Origin of the sequence: Pseudomonas sp. NPDC077649 (assembly GCF_044542855.1) — a bacterium.
In the GTDB taxonomy this organism is placed as follows: Bacteria; Pseudomonadota; Gammaproteobacteria; order Pseudomonadales; family Pseudomonadaceae; genus Aquipseudomonas.
Genome location: NZ_JBITVF010000003.1, coordinates 177,984 through 194,339, shown reverse-complemented (window position 1 = coordinate 194,339; position 16,356 = coordinate 177,984). Strand labels below are relative to the sequence as shown.

General features: G+C 69.3%; 16 protein-coding genes. 14 read left to right on the top strand and 2 right to left on the bottom strand.

Annotation, left to right across the window (positions count from 1 at the left end; translation table 11 throughout):
* Positions 1-205 precede the first annotated feature (205 nt).
* Positions 206-2,104, bottom strand: a complete 1,899-nt coding sequence (locus ACIGFL_RS11165; RefSeq protein ID WP_397497225.1) for a response regulator — start codon at positions 2,102-2,104, stop codon at positions 206-208.
* Between the two features lie 284 nt (positions 2,105-2,388).
* On the opposite strand from ACIGFL_RS11165, the gene ACIGFL_RS11160 reads away from it, so the two are divergent.
* The 14 genes from ACIGFL_RS11160 (at position 2,389) to ACIGFL_RS11095 (ending at position 15,349) form a co-directional block, all read left to right on the top strand.
* Positions 2,389-3,411, top strand: a complete 1,023-nt coding sequence (locus ACIGFL_RS11160) for an NAD(P)H-dependent glycerol-3-phosphate dehydrogenase (protein ID WP_397497224.1) — start codon at positions 2,389-2,391, stop codon at positions 3,409-3,411.
* Between the two features lie 10 nt (positions 3,412-3,421).
* Positions 3,422-3,769, top strand: a complete 348-nt coding sequence (locus ACIGFL_RS11155) for a DUF4389 domain-containing protein (protein WP_397497223.1) — start codon at positions 3,422-3,424, stop codon at positions 3,767-3,769.
* The gene (sixA, locus tag ACIGFL_RS11150; protein WP_122107761.1) at positions 3,766-4,224 is read left to right on the top strand and encodes a phosphohistidine phosphatase SixA; all 459 of its coding nucleotides are present in this window, start codon (positions 3,766-3,768) and stop codon (positions 4,222-4,224) included. Before ACIGFL_RS11155 ends, sixA begins: the two co-directional genes overlap by 4 nt.
* 139 nt (positions 4,225-4,363) lie before the next feature.
* Positions 4,364-6,031, top strand: a complete 1,668-nt coding sequence (locus ACIGFL_RS11145) for an AMP-binding protein (RefSeq protein ID WP_397497222.1) — start codon at positions 4,364-4,366, stop codon at positions 6,029-6,031.
* Positions 6,032-6,086: 55 nt separating this feature from the next.
* A complete protein-coding gene (locus tag ACIGFL_RS11140) occupies positions 6,087-6,530 on the top strand; it encodes a hotdog fold thioesterase (protein ID WP_397497221.1) in 444 nt (147 codons plus the stop codon).
* Positions 6,531-6,645: 115 nt separating this feature from the next.
* Positions 6,646-7,449, top strand: a complete 804-nt coding sequence (locus ACIGFL_RS11135) for an alpha/beta fold hydrolase (protein WP_397497220.1) — start codon at positions 6,646-6,648, stop codon at positions 7,447-7,449.
* Positions 7,446-8,309 carry an alpha/beta fold hydrolase gene (locus ACIGFL_RS11130; protein WP_397497219.1) on the top strand — a complete coding sequence of 288 codons (864 nt, stop codon included), beginning with the start codon at positions 7,446-7,448 and terminating at the stop codon, positions 8,307-8,309. The genes ACIGFL_RS11135 and ACIGFL_RS11130 overlap by 4 nt, the downstream gene beginning before the upstream one ends.
* Positions 8,310-8,360: 51 nt before the next feature.
* On the top strand, positions 8,361-9,023 hold the full coding sequence (locus ACIGFL_RS11125; protein WP_397497218.1) for a glutathione S-transferase family protein: 663 nt from the start codon (positions 8,361-8,363) through the stop codon (positions 9,021-9,023).
* Positions 9,024-9,031: 8 nt separating this feature from the next.
* Positions 9,032-9,835 (top strand): DUF4892 domain-containing protein, encoded by an 804-nt coding sequence (locus ACIGFL_RS11120; RefSeq protein WP_397497217.1) that lies wholly within the window; start codon positions 9,032-9,034, stop codon positions 9,833-9,835.
* 77 nt (positions 9,836-9,912) lie between these two features.
* Positions 9,913-10,995, top strand: a complete 1,083-nt coding sequence (locus tag ACIGFL_RS11115; RefSeq protein ID WP_397497216.1) for an AI-2E family transporter — start codon at positions 9,913-9,915, stop codon at positions 10,993-10,995.
* Between the two features lie 118 nt (positions 10,996-11,113).
* A complete protein-coding gene (locus ACIGFL_RS11110) occupies positions 11,114-12,259 on the top strand; it encodes an efflux RND transporter periplasmic adaptor subunit (RefSeq protein ID WP_397497215.1) in 1,146 nt (381 codons plus the stop codon).
* The gene (locus ACIGFL_RS11105) at positions 12,259-12,939 is read left to right on the top strand and encodes an ABC transporter ATP-binding protein (protein WP_397497214.1); all 681 of its coding nucleotides are present in this window, start codon (positions 12,259-12,261) and stop codon (positions 12,937-12,939) included. The genes ACIGFL_RS11110 and ACIGFL_RS11105 overlap by 1 nt, the downstream gene beginning before the upstream one ends.
* Positions 12,939-14,153, top strand: coding sequence for an ABC transporter permease (locus ACIGFL_RS11100; protein ID WP_397497213.1), 1,215 nt, complete (start codon positions 12,939-12,941; stop codon positions 14,151-14,153). Before ACIGFL_RS11105 ends, ACIGFL_RS11100 begins: the two co-directional genes overlap by 1 nt.
* Positions 14,153-15,349, top strand: coding sequence for an ABC transporter permease (locus ACIGFL_RS11095; RefSeq protein WP_397497212.1), 1,197 nt, complete (start codon positions 14,153-14,155; stop codon positions 15,347-15,349). Before ACIGFL_RS11100 ends, ACIGFL_RS11095 begins: the two co-directional genes overlap by 1 nt.
* Here ACIGFL_RS11095 and ACIGFL_RS11090 read toward each other — a convergent pair whose 3' ends face one another.
* Positions 15,350-16,354: a patatin-like phospholipase family protein gene (locus tag ACIGFL_RS11090; RefSeq protein ID WP_122107768.1), complete on the bottom strand. Its 1,005-nt coding sequence runs from the start codon at positions 16,352-16,354 to the stop codon at positions 15,350-15,352. It abuts the gene before it with no gap.
* Positions 16,355-16,356: the final 2 nt, after the last annotated feature.

The window sequence follows — 16,356 nt, the reverse complement described above, 5'->3', positions numbered from 1 at the left end:
CTCAATTGTCCCCACGCTTCTAAGGCTGGGCGAATCGTCCTGGCCGGCCACGCCTGGTAGGCGTATGCCGGCAGCCTAGTCATAGACTGTTGCGTTGTGGTGAAAGTCACAGCGCGGTGAGTACAGTTGTACTCCGCTGCCGCGGCCTTGTCACAGCCGCCGGCATTTCTCCTTGTAACCCCGCCACCGCGCCGCTGCCACTCGCCTATGGTCGGGGTGGCAGCCAGCGCTGCAGGATGTGCTGCAGATCCGCGCGCTTGAAGGGCTTGGCCAGGTAGTCGTTCATCCCCGCGGCCAGGCAGGCCTCGCGGTCGCCCTGCAGGGCGTTGGCGGTCAGGGCGATGATCGGTATCTGCTGGCCTCCGGCCTGCTGGCGGATCTGCCGGGTGGCTTCGTAGCCGTCCATCAGCGGCAGCCGGCAATCCATCAGGATCGCTGCGTAATCGTGCTGGGCGAAGCTGTGCAGCGCCTGCTGGCCGTCGCCGACCAGGCTGACCCGGTAACCCAGGCTGCGCAGCATGGCTTCGATCACCGTCTGGTTGACCGGGTTGTCCTCCACCAGCAGCACCGACTGGCCGTCGCCGCCGCCCGGCTTGAGGCTCTCGCTGGCCTGTTCCTGTTCGCTGCGCTGGCGGAACGGCAGGGGAATCTCCAGGGTGAACACCGAACCGGCGCCGACCTCGCTCTCGGCGCGCATGGTGCCGCCCATGCGTTCGGCCAGGGTGCGCGCGATGGGCAGGCCGAGGCCGGTGCCGCCGTAGCGGCGGGAGATCGAGGTATCGGCCTGCTGGAAGGCGTCGAACATGTGCTCGAGGCGCTCGGCGTCGATGCCGATGCCGCTGTCGTGCACCGCGCAGGTGAACCACAGCACCTGCTCGTCCAGCGGTTGCCAGCGGGTTTCCACGCGGATGCCGCCATCTTCGGTGAACTTCAGCGCATTGCCGATCAGATTGACCAGGATCTGCCGGACGCGCGTGGGGTCGCCACGCATCTCCAGCTGCTCCAGCCCCGGCTGGCTGTCCAGTTGCAGCTGCAGGCCGCGCTGCTGGGCACTGTGCTGGAACACCTGGATCGAGCCCTGCAGCAGCTCCGGCAGGTTGAAGGGGATGGCCTCGAGCTCCAGCGCGCCGCGCTCGATGCGGGAGAAGTCGAGGATGTCGTTGATCACCTTGAGCAGGTGCTCGGTGGATTCGGTGGCCAGTGCCGCGTACTCGGCCTGCTCGTCGTTGAGACTGGTGGTCTCCAGCAGCTGCAGCATGCCCAGCACGCCGTTCATCGGCGTGCGCAGCTCGTGGCTCATCATCGCCAGGAAGTCGGACTTGGCGCGGTTGGCCTGCTCGGATTCCTCGCGCGCCTGGATCAGTTCGGCGATTGCCTGCTGCTGCTCGCGGCCGCTGCGATCCAGGGCGCTGGCGAGGTCGTTGATGTGCCGCGCCAGGTCGGTCAGCTCGTCGTTGCCGCGCTCGGCCAGCGCCGGGCGGTAGTCGCCGGCCTGGATGCGTTCCAGGGCCTGGCCCATGGCGCTCAGCGGCTGCGCCAGGCGGCGGGCCAGGCGGCGGGCGAGGAGGAAGGTCAGCAGCAGGGCCAGCAGCGACAGCACCCCGGCCTTGAACAGGATTTCCTGCTGGCGGGCGTTGAAGGTGTCGTTGGACATGCCCACCACCACCCGTCCCAGGTAGCCGTCGGCGAGCGCCTTGCCGTGCGGCACCGCGCTTTGCGCGCCGGCTGGCTGGCGCTGCAGGCGGATCGGCGCCTGGAACACCTCCACCTGTGGCGTGCTGTGGCCCTGCTCCTTGGGGCGCTCGACGTAGACCAGGATGTTGTCGTCGCGGTCGCGCACCTCGGCGAAGCGCACGTCCGGCGTGCTCAGGGTGGCGCGCAGCAGGTTTTCCAGGGTGCCCAGGTTGCCGTTGAGCACGCCGTACTCGCTGGCCGGCGCCAGCTGGTTGGCGATCAGCTGGCCGGTGTGGCCCTGCTCCTGGCGCAGGTCCTGCAGGCGGGTGAAGGTGAGAAAGCCGGTCAGCAGCAGGGTCAGCAGCAGGGCCGGGCCGACGCTGATCAGCTGGGTGCGCGTGTGGATGTTCCAGCCGCGGCGCTGGCTCATGGTCGTACTGTCCCTGTCGGAGTGCGGCGCTGCCGGTGGCTGTAGCGGGCAGGGCGGGGCAAGGGGCTGCCTGTGGGCACGGGTCGTCCTTGGCAAATTACGTCGAGTCGGCATGTTAACCGACCCGGCGCGCTTTGCCAGCGCCAGGCGCGCGCACTCTGCGCCATTTCGCGTTTGCCCGCCGGGACCGATGCGGCGCGGCGAACTTTTGCCCTGGCCGGTCACTCGCGGCTCCGTATAATGCCTGCAGACCGCCATCGCGCATGGCCCCATTCGGAAGTGTTATGACAGAGCTTCAACCCATTGCCGTACTCGGCGGCGGCAGCTTCGGCACCGCCCTGGCCAATCTGCTGGCGGAGAACGGCCAGCGCGTCCTGCAGTGGATGCGCGACCCCGAGCAGGCCGAGCAGATGCGCCGCAGCGGCGAGAATCCGCGCTACCTCAAGGGCGTCAAGCTGCACCCGGGCATCGAACCGACCAGCGACCTGACCGGCGCCCTGCAGCAGGCCGAGCTGGTGCTGGTCGCGCTGCCCTCCAGCGCCCTGCGCGAGGCGCTGCAGCCGGTGGCCGGATTGCTCGCCGGCAAGCTGCTGATCAGCACCACCAAGGGCATCGAGGCCAAGACCTTCAAGCTGATGAGCCAGATTCTCGAGGAAATCGCCCCCGATGCGCGCATCGGCGTGCTGTCCGGGCCGAACCTGGCCAAGGAAGTGGCCGAGCACGCGTTGACCGCCACGGTGATCGCCAGCGAGGACGAAGAACTCTGCCTGCGCGTTCAACAGGCCCTGCACGGTCGCACCTTTCGCGTCTACGCCAGCGCCGACCGCTTCGGCGTCGAGCTGGGCGGTGCGCTGAAGAACGTCTACGCCATCATGTCCGGCATGGCCGCGGCCCTCGGCATGGGCGAGAACACCAAGAGCATGCTGATCACCCGTGCCCTGGCCGAGATGACCCGCTTCGCCGTCAAGCTGGGGGCCAACCCCATGACCTTCCTCGGCCTGGCCGGGGTGGGCGACCTGATCGTCACCTGTTCGTCACCGAAAAGCCGCAACTATCAGGTCGGTTTCGCCCTCGGCGAAGGCCTCAGCCTGGACGAGGCGGTGCAGCGCCTGGGCGAAGTCGCCGAAGGGGTCAATACTCTCAAGGTGCTCAAGGCGCGCGCCGAGGAGCTGGAGGTGTACATGCCGCTGGTCGCCGGGCTGCACGCCATCCTGTTCGAGGGGCGCACGCTGGCGCAGGTGATCGAGTTGCTGATGCGCGGCGAACCCAAGACCGACGTCGATTTCATTCCCACCGCGGGTTTCTAAGGAGCAAGTGATGAACGATGAGAAGCAGGAGCTGGAACGCGAGTCGATCCTGTTGCGCATTCTGTGGATGGTGATCTTCGTCATCGTCTGGCAACTGGCCGAGCTGCTGCTCGGCGCCGTGGTGCTGCTGCAACTCGGCTACCGCCTGTTCTACGGTGCGCCGAACGCCAGCCTGCTGGGCTTCGGCGACAGCCTCAGCCAGTACCTGATGCAGATCGGCCGTTTCGGCACCTTCAACAGCGATGAGAAGCCCTGGCCGTTCGCCGACTGGCCGACCCCGCGCGCGCCGCAAGGCGAGACCGCCCATAGCATCCCGCCGGCGCCGCACCCGGTGCGCGACGAGGAGCCGAAGCTGTGAGGCTGTGGCTGTTGCGTCACGGTCAGGCCGAGCCGCAGGCCGCCAGCGATGCCGTGCGCGAGCTGACCGCCCACGGCCGCAAGGAGGTGCTGCAGGCCGCCGCGCAACTGGCCGGACGGCCGCTCACGGCGATTCTCGCCAGCCCCTACGTGCGCGCCCAGCAGACCGCGGAACTGGTGCGCGGCGCGCTGGGTTTCGCCGGCGCGGTGGGCACCGTGCCCTGGCTGACACCGGACAGCGACCCGCGCGAGGTGCTCAAGTACCTCGACGAGCGCGAAGGCGCGGAAATGCTGCTGGTCAGCCACCAGCCGCTGATCGGCGCCCTCGGCGGCCTGCTGGTGCATGGCAATCGCCAGGAGCCGCTGCCGATGCGCACCGCCAGCCTGGCCGAACTCGACGGCGATCTACCGGCGGCCGGGCTGATGGAGCTGCTGGCGCTGATCCATCCGCATTGATCTCGCGACACGCGGTTGTAGCCGGCTAGCCGGGCGACCGGGGAAACATTTCTTAACTTGCGCCGTCCTTGTCTGCGTGGAATAGTCGACCAAGCAAGTGCTTGGTTGACCCCCATAAAAACAACAAGGAGGAAGCCCTGTGGCCGATGCGATCCGTCTGCCGCTCGAGCTGTTCTACGAGCGTGAAGCAAAGCACCCGAACAAACGCTACATGGTCCAGCCTCTCGGCGGTGGCCAGCTGCTGGAGCTGAGCTGGGCCGAGGTGGGCGAACAGGCGCGGCGCGCCGCCCACTGGTTGCGCAGCCGCGAACTGGCACCGGGCAGCCGCATCGCCATCGTGTCGAAGAACTGCGCGCACTGGATAGTCGCCGACCTGGCGATCTGGATGGCCGGGCACGTCTCGGTGCCGCTGTACCCCAACCTCACCGCCGAGTCGATGCGCCAGGTGCTGGAGCATTCCGAAGCGGCGCTGGCCCTGATCGGCAAGCTCGATGACTGGCCGGCCATGGCGCCGGGGCTGCCCGCCGGGCTGCCGACCGTCAGCCTGCCGCTGCACCCGCCGGGCGAGTTCGACTACAGCTGGGACGACCTGCAGCGCTGCGCACCGATCCAGGACGATCCCAAGCCCGCGGCCAACCAGCTGGCCACCATCATCTACACCTCCGGCACCACCGGCACGCCCAAGGGGGTGATGCACCAGTTCGGCAATTTCGGCTTCGCCGCCAGCAATGCCATCGAGCTGTTCGGCGTAGGCGAGGACGACCGCCTGCTGTCCTACCTGCCGCTGTGTCACGTGGCCGAGCGCATGTTCGTCGAGCTGGCATCGATCTACGCCGGGCAGACGATCTTCTTCGCCGAGAGCCTGGACACCTTCCTCGACGACCTCAAGCGCGCACGGCCGACGGTGATGTTCGGCGTGCCGCGCATCTGGACCAAGTTCCAGATGGGCGTGTACGCCAAGATGCCGGCGCACAAGCTCGACCGCCTGCTGAAACTGCCGCTGATCGGCCGCCTGGTGGGCAGGAAAGTGCTCGCCGGGCTCGGCCTGGACGCCGTGCGCTACGCGCTGTCCGGCGCCGCGCCGGTGCCCGAGGCGCTGCTGGGCTGGTATCGCCGCCTGGGCCTGGAGATCCAGGAGGTCTACGGCATGACCGAGAACTGCGGCTACTCCCACGTGTGCCGGCCGGGCAAGTTCAAGCAGGGCTGGATCGGCCAGAACAGCCCCGGCGTGGAGGTGCGTATCGCCGAGGACGGCGAGGTGCAGGTGCGCAGCGGCGCCACCATGCAGGGCTACTACAAGGACCCGGCCAAGACCGCCGAGACCCTCACCGGAGACGGTTTCCTGCGCACTGGCGACAAGGGCGAGCAGGACGCCGAGGGCAACCTGCGCCTGACCGGGCGGATCAAGGAGATCTTCAAGACCAGCAAGGGCAAGTACGTGGCGCCGGCGCCCATCGAGAACCGTCTCGGCGAGCATTCGCGCATCGAGCAGGTCTGCGTGGTCGGCGACGGCCTGCCACAACCCCTGGCGCTCTGCGTACTGTCCGAGGCGGGCCGCCAGGAGGCCGCCAACGACAGCCGCGGCGCGCTGGAAAGCAGCCTCAAGGCGCTGCTCGAGGAGGTCAACCGGCGTCTCGACCAGCATGAGCGGCTGCAGGGGTTGGTGCTGGTCAAGGAGGTCTGGGCGGTGGAGAACGGCTTCCTCACGCCGACCCTGAAGATCAAGCGCAACGTGGTCGAAGGTGCCTACGGCGCGCGCTTCGCCGAGTGGCAGCAGCGCAGCGAAGCAGTGCTCTGGCACGAGTGAATGCGAGCGGGCCGGCGGCGTCGGCCCGGTTTCCCGACAGCATAAGGAATGCCCCATGAGCCTGTGGCGACAAGCCCCCGATCTCGATGCGCTCAACGCCTTGCAGAAAAACACCATCGGCGAGTTGCTGGGCATCCGCTTCGAGTCCTTCGACGACGATTCGCTCAGCGCCAGCATGGCGGTCGATGCGCGTACCCATCAACCCTACGGCCTGCTGCATGGCGGTGCCTCGGTGGTGCTGGCCGAGACCCTCGGCTCCACCGCCAGCTACCTGTGCATCGACAGCAGTCGCTTCTACTGCGTCGGCCTGGAGGTCAACGCCAATCATCTGCGCGGCCTGCGCACAGGGCGCGTGCATGCCGTGGCGCGGCCGGTGCATCTGGGGCGCACCACCCACGTCTGGGACATCCGCCTGAGTGGCGACGACGGCAAGCCCAGCTGCATCTCACGCCTGACCATGGCCATAGTGCCCTTGGGCGAGCAACCGCCCAAGGCATGAGCGGGCGCCGCCGATAGTTCTGGCCATAGCGCCGCCATCAATGGCGGTTACGGTCATTGCCGCGGCGACGGGGCTGCCGGAAAATCGCCCGGTCTTCATTTTGCGAGCGCCGCGCATGCCGCAGCCGATCTTCTTCGCCCACGCCAACGGTTTTCCCTCGGCCACCTACGCCAAGCTGTTCACCGCCCTGGCGCCGGACTACCGGGTGCGCCACCTGCAGCAGCACGGCCACGATCCGCGCTTTCCGGTGGACGACAACTGGGCCAACCTGGTTGCCGAGCTGATCCATCACCTGGAAGGCGGCGACGAGCCGGTCTGGGGCGTCGGCCATTCCCTCGGCGGCGTGCTGCATTATCACGCCGCGTTGCTCAGGCCGGAGCTGTACCGCGGCGTGGTGATGCTCGACTCGCCGCTGCTGACCCTGGCCGACCGCATGGTGATCCGCGCCGCCAAGCGCTTCGGCTTCATCGACCGCATCACCCCGGCCGGGCGCACCCTGGGCCGGCGCGAGGCCTTCGCCGACCCGGCCGAGGCGCGCGACTACTTCGCCGCCAAGAGCCTGTTCCGCCGCTTCGATCCCGAATGCCTGGACGCCTACGTGCGCCATGGCCTGCAGCCGGCGGGGCAGGGCCTGCGCCTGAAGTTCGATCCGGCCACCGAGATCAGCATCTACCGCAGCGTACCGCACACCGCACCGGGGCGCCCGCAGCAACTGGCGGTGCCGCTGGCCATGGTCCGCGGCCGCCACAGCAGGGTGGTGCTGCCGCATCACGCCCGCCTGCTGCGGCGCATGCCGCGCGGCGAATACTTGAGCCTGCCGGGCGGCCATATGTTCCCGCTGGAGCGCCCGCAGGCCACCGCCGAGCTGCTGCGCCAGCTGTTCGCCCGTTGGGCCGGCCCGCTTGAGGAGTCCGCATGAGCGCCTGTTTCGAAGAAGTCCGCCTGAGCCTGCCGCATATCGAGTTGGCCGCCCATCTCTATGGCCCCGAGGACGGCCTGCCGGTGCTGGCCCTGCACGGCTGGCTGGACAACGCCGCCAGCTTCGCCCGCCTGGCGCCGAAGCTGGACGGACTGCGCATCGTCGCCCTGGATTTCGCCGGCCACGGCCATTCCGAACACCGCCCGGCGGGCGCCGGCTACGCCCTGTGGGATTACGCCTACGACGTGCTGCAGGTGGCCGAGCAGTTCGGTTGGCAGCGCTTTTCCATCCTCGGTCACTCCATGGGCGCGATCACCGCGGTGCTGCTGGCCGCTGCCATGCCCGAGCGCATCGCCCGCCTGGCCCTGATCGACGGCCTGGTGCCCTATACCGGCGAGGCCGACACCGCACCGGCGAAACTCGGCGAGGCGCTGCGCGCCAAGCTCGCCCTGGATGGCAAGCGCAAGCCGGTGTACGCCGAGGTGGCGCGAGCCGTCGAGGCGCGCATGAAGGGCGTCGGCGCGGTCAGCCGCGAGGCCGCCGAACTGCTCGCCCAGCGCGGCCTGATGCCGGTGCCCGGCGGCTACACCTGGCGCACCGACGCCCGCCTGACCCTGGCTTCGCCCTTGCGCCTGAGCTGGGCCCATGCCCAGGCCTTCGTCCGCGCCCTGCAATGCCCGGTCAGCCTGGTGCTGGCCGAGCAGGGCATGATGCAGGCGCAGCCGGCGGTGCAGCAGCTGCTGCAGGGGCTGGCGTTCGAGGTGCGCCGCCTGCCGGGCGGCCACCACCTGCACCTGGACGACGAGGCCGGCGCGCAACGTGTCGCGGATTGTTTCAATCCATTTTTGCGCTTGCCTTGACTTGCCGACGGCTCATGGGGAAAGGTGTGGCGGTCTGCCATGGAGGATCGCATGATCGACCTGTATACCGCCGCCACCCCCAATGGGCACAAGGCATCCATCGCCCTGGAGGAACTCGGCCTGCCTTATCAGGTGCACGCCCTCAGTTTCGAGCGCAAGGAGCAGAAGGCCGCGGCCTTTCTGCGTATCAACCCCAACGGCCGCATTCCGGCCATCGTCGATCGCGACAATGACGACTTCGCCGTGTTCGAGTCCGGCGCCATCCTCATCTACCTCGCCGAAAAGACCGGCCAACTGCTGCCCAGCGATGCCAAGGGCCGCTCGCGGGTGCTGCAGTGGCTGATGTTCCAGATGGGCGGGGTCGGCCCGATGCAGGGCCAGGCCAATGTGTTCTTCCGCTATTTCCCGCAAAAGCTGCAGGGCGCCATCGACCGCTACCAACACGAGACCCGCCGCCTCTACGAGGTGCTCGACGCGCGCCTGGGCGAGGTCGAATACCTGGCCGGCGACTACAGCATCGCCGATATCGCCACCTTCCCCTGGGTGCGCGTGCACGACTGGGCCGGCGTCTCGCTCGACGGGCTGACGCATCTGCAGCGCTGGCTGGACGCCATCGCGGCGCGCCCGGCGGTGCAGCGCGGCCTGCAGGTGCCGCAGCGCGAGGTCGACGAGGCGCGCCTGGTAAAAGCCGCGCAAGCGATGCTGATCCAATGAGGGCGCGTATGAAAGGTTTCGCCCTAGTGGTCGCGCTGCTGGGCAGCGGCGGCGTGCTGGTTGCCGATCTGCCCGGCAGCCGCGACCTCGACAGCCTGCCGCGTTTTCCGGCGAGCACGATCGTCGCCTACAAGGAAAGCCCGAGCCTGGAACGCATCTACCCGCAGGGCTCGATCCGCCGCATCAGCGGGCGCCTGCGCTACGAGCGGGAGATCCTGGCGCAGGGCCGGCACGCCGCGGTGACCTACGAGCTGCCGCGCACCCACAGCGCCGACCAGGTATTTACCAGCGCGCGCGAGTCCCTGCTGGAGCAGGGCGCCGAGCTGCTCTACTGGTGCCAGGGGCGCGAATGCGGCGCCAGCAGCCTGTGGGCCAATTCGGTGTTCGGCAACGCCACCCTGTACGGTTCCGACGACCAGCAGGCCTATGCGCTGCTGCGCCTGGCCGAGCCCAACCACGACAGCCTGCTGGCGCTGTACAGCATCACCCGCGGCAACCGCCGCGCCTACCTGCACGCCGAGCAGCTGGATGCCGAGGCGCCGCTGGGCGAGCTGCTGCCGACCCCGGCGACCCTGCTGCGCCAGCTGCGTAGCGACGGCCTGCTGCAATTGCCGGATGCAGCCCGGGCGGATAGCGCCTGGGCCGAGGTGCTGGCGCGCAGCCTCAACCTCGACAGCACGCTGCGCGTCAGCCTCTCCGGCAGCCAGGCGCAGGCCTGGCGCGAGGCACTGATCGCCCAGCGCGTGCGCGAGGCGCGTCTGGAACTCGGCGAGGGTGCCGGCGAAGCCCTGGCGGTGCGTCTATTGCGCTAAGCTGCGCGGCACAACCAGGCACATCCAGAGCGCCCTCCAGGGGCGCTCTGTCGTTGCAACGAAGGGAGTTTCGGGTCATGGCCACTAACGATCGTCTGCTGGTGCAGATTCTGCTGCTCGGCCTGCTGGCCGCCAGCCTCTGGGTATTGGCGCCGTTCTGGTCGGCGCTGTTCTGGGCCGCGGTGCTGGCCTTCGCCAGCTGGCCGCTGATGCGTCTGCTGACCCAGGCGCTGCAGGGGCGGCTGTCGCTGGCCGCGGGCATTCTCACCTGCGGCTGGGTGATCCTGGTGGCGGTGCCGCTGATCTGGCTGGGTTTCAACCTGGCCGATCACATCAAGGACGCCAACGCGTTGATCAAGGACCTGCAGGTCGAGGGCCTGCCGCCGCCGCCAAGCTGGCTGGTCGGCCTGCCGCTGGTGGGCGAGCGCCTGGCCACTCTGTGGTTGACCATCGACCAGCAGGGCGCGGCCTTCTTCTCTACCCTGCGGCCCTACCTCGGCCAGGTCGGCAACTGGCTGCTGGCGCGCAGCGCCCAGCTCGGCGGCGGCATGCTGGAGCTGGGCCTGAGCCTGGTGCTGGTGTTCTTCTTCTACCGCGACGGCCCGCGCCTGGCGGTGTTCGTGCACAGCCTGCTGGAACGGCTGATCGGCGAGCGTGCCGACCACTACCTGGAGCTGGTGGCCGGCACCGTGCAGCGGGTGGTCAACGGCGTGATCGGCACCGCCGCGGCCCAGGGCCTGCTGGCGCTGATCGGCTTCTGGATCGCCGGGGTGCCGGGAGCGCTGGTGCTGGGCATTCTCACCTTCGTCCTCAGCCTGGTGCCGATGGGCCCGCCGCTGGTGTGGATACCCGCCACCGCCTGGCTGGTGTGGCAGGGCGAGTACGGCTTCGCCCTGTTCCTCGGCGTCTGGGGCATGTTCGTCATCAGCGGCGTGGACAATATCCTCAAGCCCTATCTGATCAGTCGCGGCGGCAACCTGCCGCTGGTGGTGGTGCTGCTCGGGGTGTTCGGCGGCATCCTCGCCTTCGGCTTTATGGGCCTGTTCCTTGGCCCGACCCTGCTGGCGGTGGCTTACAGCCTGCTCAGCGACTGGGTGGCGGAGAAGGCGCCGGACAACCAGGCCGCCCTCGACCAACTGCCGCCGGATAAACAGGCATGAGACGTATCAACCGTTGAAACTAAGAACTTCTATCAAGAGACCAATGGCGGGCGTACCGCGTTGTTGACAGGGGGAGGCTGACCTAGGCTGAAGCTGGGGTGTCAAGAAAGAGGCACTTATGCGCGGCCTGTCGATTTCCCTCATTGTTTTCGCCGGTTTATTGGCGGCTGTATGGTGGTGGCAGCGGCCTCAACCGATGCCCGTGCAACTGATCGCGGTGGAGCGTGGCCCGGTGGAAACCCTGGTCGCCAATACCCGCGCCGGTACCCTGAAATCCTGTCGCCGCTCGCGGCTGTCATTCAACGTCGGCGGCCAGGTCAGCGAGCTACTGGTCGACGAAGGCCAGCACGTCGAGCTCGGCCAGGTGCTCATGCGCCTGCGCCAGGACGACCGCCAGGCGCGGGTCGAGGAGGCCGGCGCGCGTCTCGAGGTACGGCGCAGCGAGCGCGAGCAGCTGTGCCGCAAGGCCGAGCTGTACCAGCGCGATCACCGCCGCCTGCAGCACCTGGGTGAACGCAAGCTGACCTCGCTCGAGCGCCTCGACCAGGCCGAGACCAAGGCGCGCCTGGCGCAACTGGCCTGCACCGCGCAGCAGGTGCAGATCCGCGAGGCCGAGGCCAACCTGACGCTGCAGCGCTCGCTGCTCGACCAGACCGTGCTGCGCGCGCCCTTCGCCGGGGTGGTGGCGCAGATCAACGGCGAGCTGGGCGAATTCGTCACCCCGTCGCCGCCGGGCATTCCGACCCCGCCGGCGGTGGACCTGATCGACGACAGCTGCCTCTACGTCGATGCGCCGATCGACGAGGTGGACGCCGGCCGGGTGCGTATCGGCATGCCGGTGCGGATCAGCCTGGACGCCTTTCGCGGCCGCCATTTCCATGGCCAGGTCAGCCGCATCGCGCCCTTCGTGCGCGAGCTGGAGAAGCAGGCGCGCACCGTCGACGTCGAGGTGCGCTTCGCCCAGTTGCCGGTGGACGTGACCCTGCTGGCCGGCTACAGCGCCGACGTGGAAATCCTTCTGGAGCAGAGCGCCGGCAGCCTGCGCATCCCCACCGAGACCCTGCTGGAGGGGCGCCGGGTGCTGCGCTACGACCCGGCCACCGGCGTGTTGCGCGAGGTCGAGCTGAACACGGGGCTGGCCAACTGGCGCTGGACCGAGGTGCTCGACGGCCTGCACGAGGGCGAGCGGATTCTCGCCAGCCTTGACCGCGAGGGACTCAAGGACGGCATCGCGGTGGTCTCGCGCAGCGCGGAAGCGCAGTGATGATCCGCCTGCAGGGGGTGACGCGCGGCTTCGCCAGCGGCGAGCAGCGGGTCGTCGGCCTGGCGGCGCTGGATCTGCAGATCGCCGCCGGCGACTACCTGGCGGTGGTCGGCCCGTCCGGCTCAGGCAAGTCGACCCTGCTCAATATTCTCGGCCTGCTCGACGTGCCGGATGCCGGCGAATACTGGCTCAACAATGAGGCCACCGTGGCGCTCGACGAGCGTCGCCGCGCCGAGCTGCGCAGCCGCCATATCGGTTTCGTGTTCCAGGCCTACCACCTGATCCCGCGCCTGAACGTGCTGGAAAACATCGAGCTGCCGATGCTCCTGGCCGGTATCGACCCCGCCGAGCGGCGCCGTCGCAGCCGCGAGCTGGCCGAACGCCTCGGCCTCGGTCAGCGCCTGTGCCATCGCCCGGCCGAGCTGTCCGGCGGTCAGCGTCAGCGGGTGGCCATCGCCCGCGCCATGGTCATGCGCCCGGCACTGCTGCTGGCCGACGAGCCCACCGGCAACCTCGACAGCCAGGCCGGCAGCGAGGTGTTCGCCCTGCTCGAAGCGCTCAATGCCGAAGGCCAGACCCTGGTGGTGGTGACCCACGACCTGCAGCATGCGGCGCGCGCACGGCGCCAGCTGTGGCTGCACGACGGCCAGGCGCGGCCACCGCAACTGCGGGTGGCCTGATGCGCGCCGCCGACCTCTGCGCCCTGTGGCTTGGCGGGCTGCGCGGGCACCGTTCGCGCAGCGCCATGCTGCTGCTGGCGATCGCCATCGGCGTGTTCGCCGTGGTGCTGCTCAGCGGCCTGGGCGAGGGCGCCCGGCGCTTCGTCATCGGCGAGTTCGACCAGCTCGGCCGCCACCTGCTGATCGTGGTGCCGGGGCGCAACCAGACCACCGGCGGCATGCCGCCGGTCACCGGCCTGGCGCCACGCGAGCTGACCCTCGGCGATGCCCTGGCCATCGCCCGCCTGCCGCAGGTGCGCCGGGTGGCGCCACAGCAGTCGGGGCGCGCCGAGGTGCGCGCCGGCAGTCGCCACCGCGAGACGCTGATCGTCGGTACCGACCACCACTTCTTCGCCATGCGCGGCCTGCAGCTGGCCCAGGGCCAGGCGCTGCCGGCACTGGCCGCGGGCCAGGGCGAGGCGGTCGGCGTGCTCGGCGCGCGGCTGCGCCGCGAGCTGTTCGGCGACGGGCCGGCGCTGGGCCAGTGGCTGCGCGCCGGCGACCGGCGGCTGCGGGTGATCGGCGTGCTGGTCGAGCGTGGCGAGTCGCTGGGCATGGATTTCTCCGACAGCCTGTTGATACCCCTGGCCAACGCCCAGGCGCTGTTCGACCGCGAGGGCCTGCTGCGCATCTTCGTCGAGTTGCGCGGCGCCAGTTACCTGGACAGCGCGCAACGGGAGATTCGCACCAGCCTGAGCCGGCGTCACCAGGGCAAGGAGGATTTCACCCTGGTTGGCCAGGACGCCCTGCGCGGCACCTTCGAGCAGATTCTCGTGCGCCTGACCCAGGCGCTCGGCGGCATCGCCGCGATCAGCCTGCTGGTGGCCGGCATCCTGGTGATGAACGTGACCTGGATTTCGGTCAACCAGCGCACCGCCGAGATCGGCCTGCTCAAAGCCCTCGGCGCCAGCGCCGGACAGGTGCGCCTGGTGTTTCTCGGCGAGGCGCTGCTGCTGGCCCTGGTCGGTGCGCTGGCTGGCCTGCTGCTGGCCGAGCTGCTGCTGTGGGGCGCGCGCCTGGCCACCGCGCTACCGCTGCATGCGCCCTGGTGGGCGCGGCTGGTCAGCCTCGGCCTGGCGCTGGCCTGCGCTGCGCTGTTCGCCTGGCTGCCGGCCAATCGCGCCGCGGCCATGGCGCCGGTGCAGGCGTTGCACGGCGCGGCGGGGGGCGGTTGATGCAACTGCGCGACGCTCTGCGCCTGAGCGGCTCGGCGCTGCTCAGCCGGCCCCTGCGCAGCCTGCTGACCCTGCTCGGGGTGGCCATCGGCATCGCCGCCATGGCCCTGCTCACCGCCATCGGCGACGGCCTGCGTGGCTACGTGCAGGACAACTTCGCCCAGTTCGGCACGCGCAACCTGACCATCCGTCCGGGCATGACCCGCACCGGCGGCCTCGGCGGCGTGCTCAGCAACGTGCGCCCGCTGACCATCGCCGACGCCGATGCGTTGCGCCGCCTGGCCCACGTCGAGGCGGCGGTGCCGATCATCCAGGGCAACGGCGACATCCAGTTCGCCGGCCTGACCCGTTACACCGGGGTGCTCGGCTGCGGCCACCAGATGGCCACGGCCTGGCGCCTGCCGCTGGCCCTCGGCCAGTTTCTTCCCGAGCCGCGCGACGGCCGCTCGCCGCCCTACGTGGTGCTCGGCCACACCCTGCGCCAGGAACTGTTCGGCGCGGCCAACCCGCTGGGGCAGACGGTGCGGGTCGGCGGCACGCGCTTTCGGGTGATCGGGGTGATGGCGCGCCAGGGGCAGTTGCTCGGCTTCGATATCGACGACATCGCCTACGTGCCGGTGGACTGGGCCGAAAGCCTGTTCAACCGCGACGGCCTGGCCAAGATCAACCTGGTGTTCAACGCCGGTATCGCCGCGCCGCAGATGAGCGAGCGGGTGCGCCGGCTGCTGATCGAGCGCCACGGTGAGGAGGATTTCAACCTGACCACCCAGGACGACATGTTGCGCAGTCTGGACCGCATCCTCGCCATGTTCAGCGTCGCGGTGGCGGCGCTGGGCGGTATCTCGCTGCTGGTGGGGGCGGTGGGCATCCTCACCATCATGACCACCGCGGTGGCCGAGCGCGCGGCGGAAATCGGCCTGTTGCGCGCGGTCGGCGCCACCTCGCGGCAGGTGCTGGCGCTGTTTCTCGGTGAGGCGTTGCTGCTGTCGCTGCTCGGCGGGCTGGCCGGGCTGCTGCTGATGGGCGCGCTGCTCGGCGCGCTGCAGCTGGCGCTACCGGGGCTGCCGCTTGCCGTGCAGCCGGGGGTTCTGCTGCTGGCGCTGCTGCTGGCGGCGTTGGTCGGGGTGCTCTCCGGCATCGCCCCGGCGCGGCGGGCGGCGCGCCTGCAGCCGGTCGAGGCGCTGCACAGCGAGTGATCAACGCTCGCGCTCGTAGCGCTCGAGGGTGTCGCGGGCGATCTGGCGGCCGAGCATGATCAGCTCCGGCGCCTTGTAGAACTCGAAGAAACGGCACACGCGCTTGGGCACGTTGATCAGGATGTCCGGCGGGTAGCCGGCGATCTTGTATTGCGCCAGCGAGGTCTGCATCACCTCGAAGCTCTGGTTGACCAGCTCCAGCAGCGAGGCCGGGCCGCTGAACTCGGCGACCCGCGAGCCGCTGGCGGATTTCGGCACGGCGCCGGCGGCGTTGCGGTTCGGCGCCGCGGCCGGGCCGATGGCGTCGGCCTGTTGCTGCTCGGCGGCCAGCAGCAGGACGTCGTCCTCGCTCTTGCGGCGGAAGCTCGGCAGGCGCGAGCCGAGCGTGGTCATCAACTGGTCGATGCGCCCCTTGAGCGCGGCCGGCCGCTCGATCACCGGCAGCTGGTAGTGGCTCTGGTTGGTGGCGTTGAGGTTGACCGCGATGATCAGGTCGCAGTGGCTGGACACCACCGGCACGATCGGCAACGGGTTGAGCAGGCCGCCGTCGACCAGCATGCGCTTGCCCTGGATCACCGGGGTGAACAGGCTGGGAATCGCCGCCGAGGCGCGCATCGCCTGGTGCAGGCAGCCTTCCTGGAACCAGATTTCCTGCTGGTTGGTGAGGTCGGTGGCGACCGCGGTGAAGGGGATCGCCAGCTCCTCGATATTGATCTCGCCGACTATGTCGTGGATGCGCCCGAACACCCGCTCGCCGCGGATGGCGCCGAGGCGGAAGCTGACATCGATCAGGCGCAGCACGTCCAGGTAGTCCAGGCTCTCGGTCCACTCGCGGTACTCGCGCAGCTTGCCGGCAGCGAAGATGCCGCCGACCACCGCGCCCATCGAGCAGCCGGCGATGCAGCCGATCTCGTAGCCGCGCGCCTGCAGCTCCTCGATCACGCCGATATGGGCGTAGCCGCGCGCGCCCCCCGAGCCCAGTACCAGCGCCACTTTCTTGCTCATAG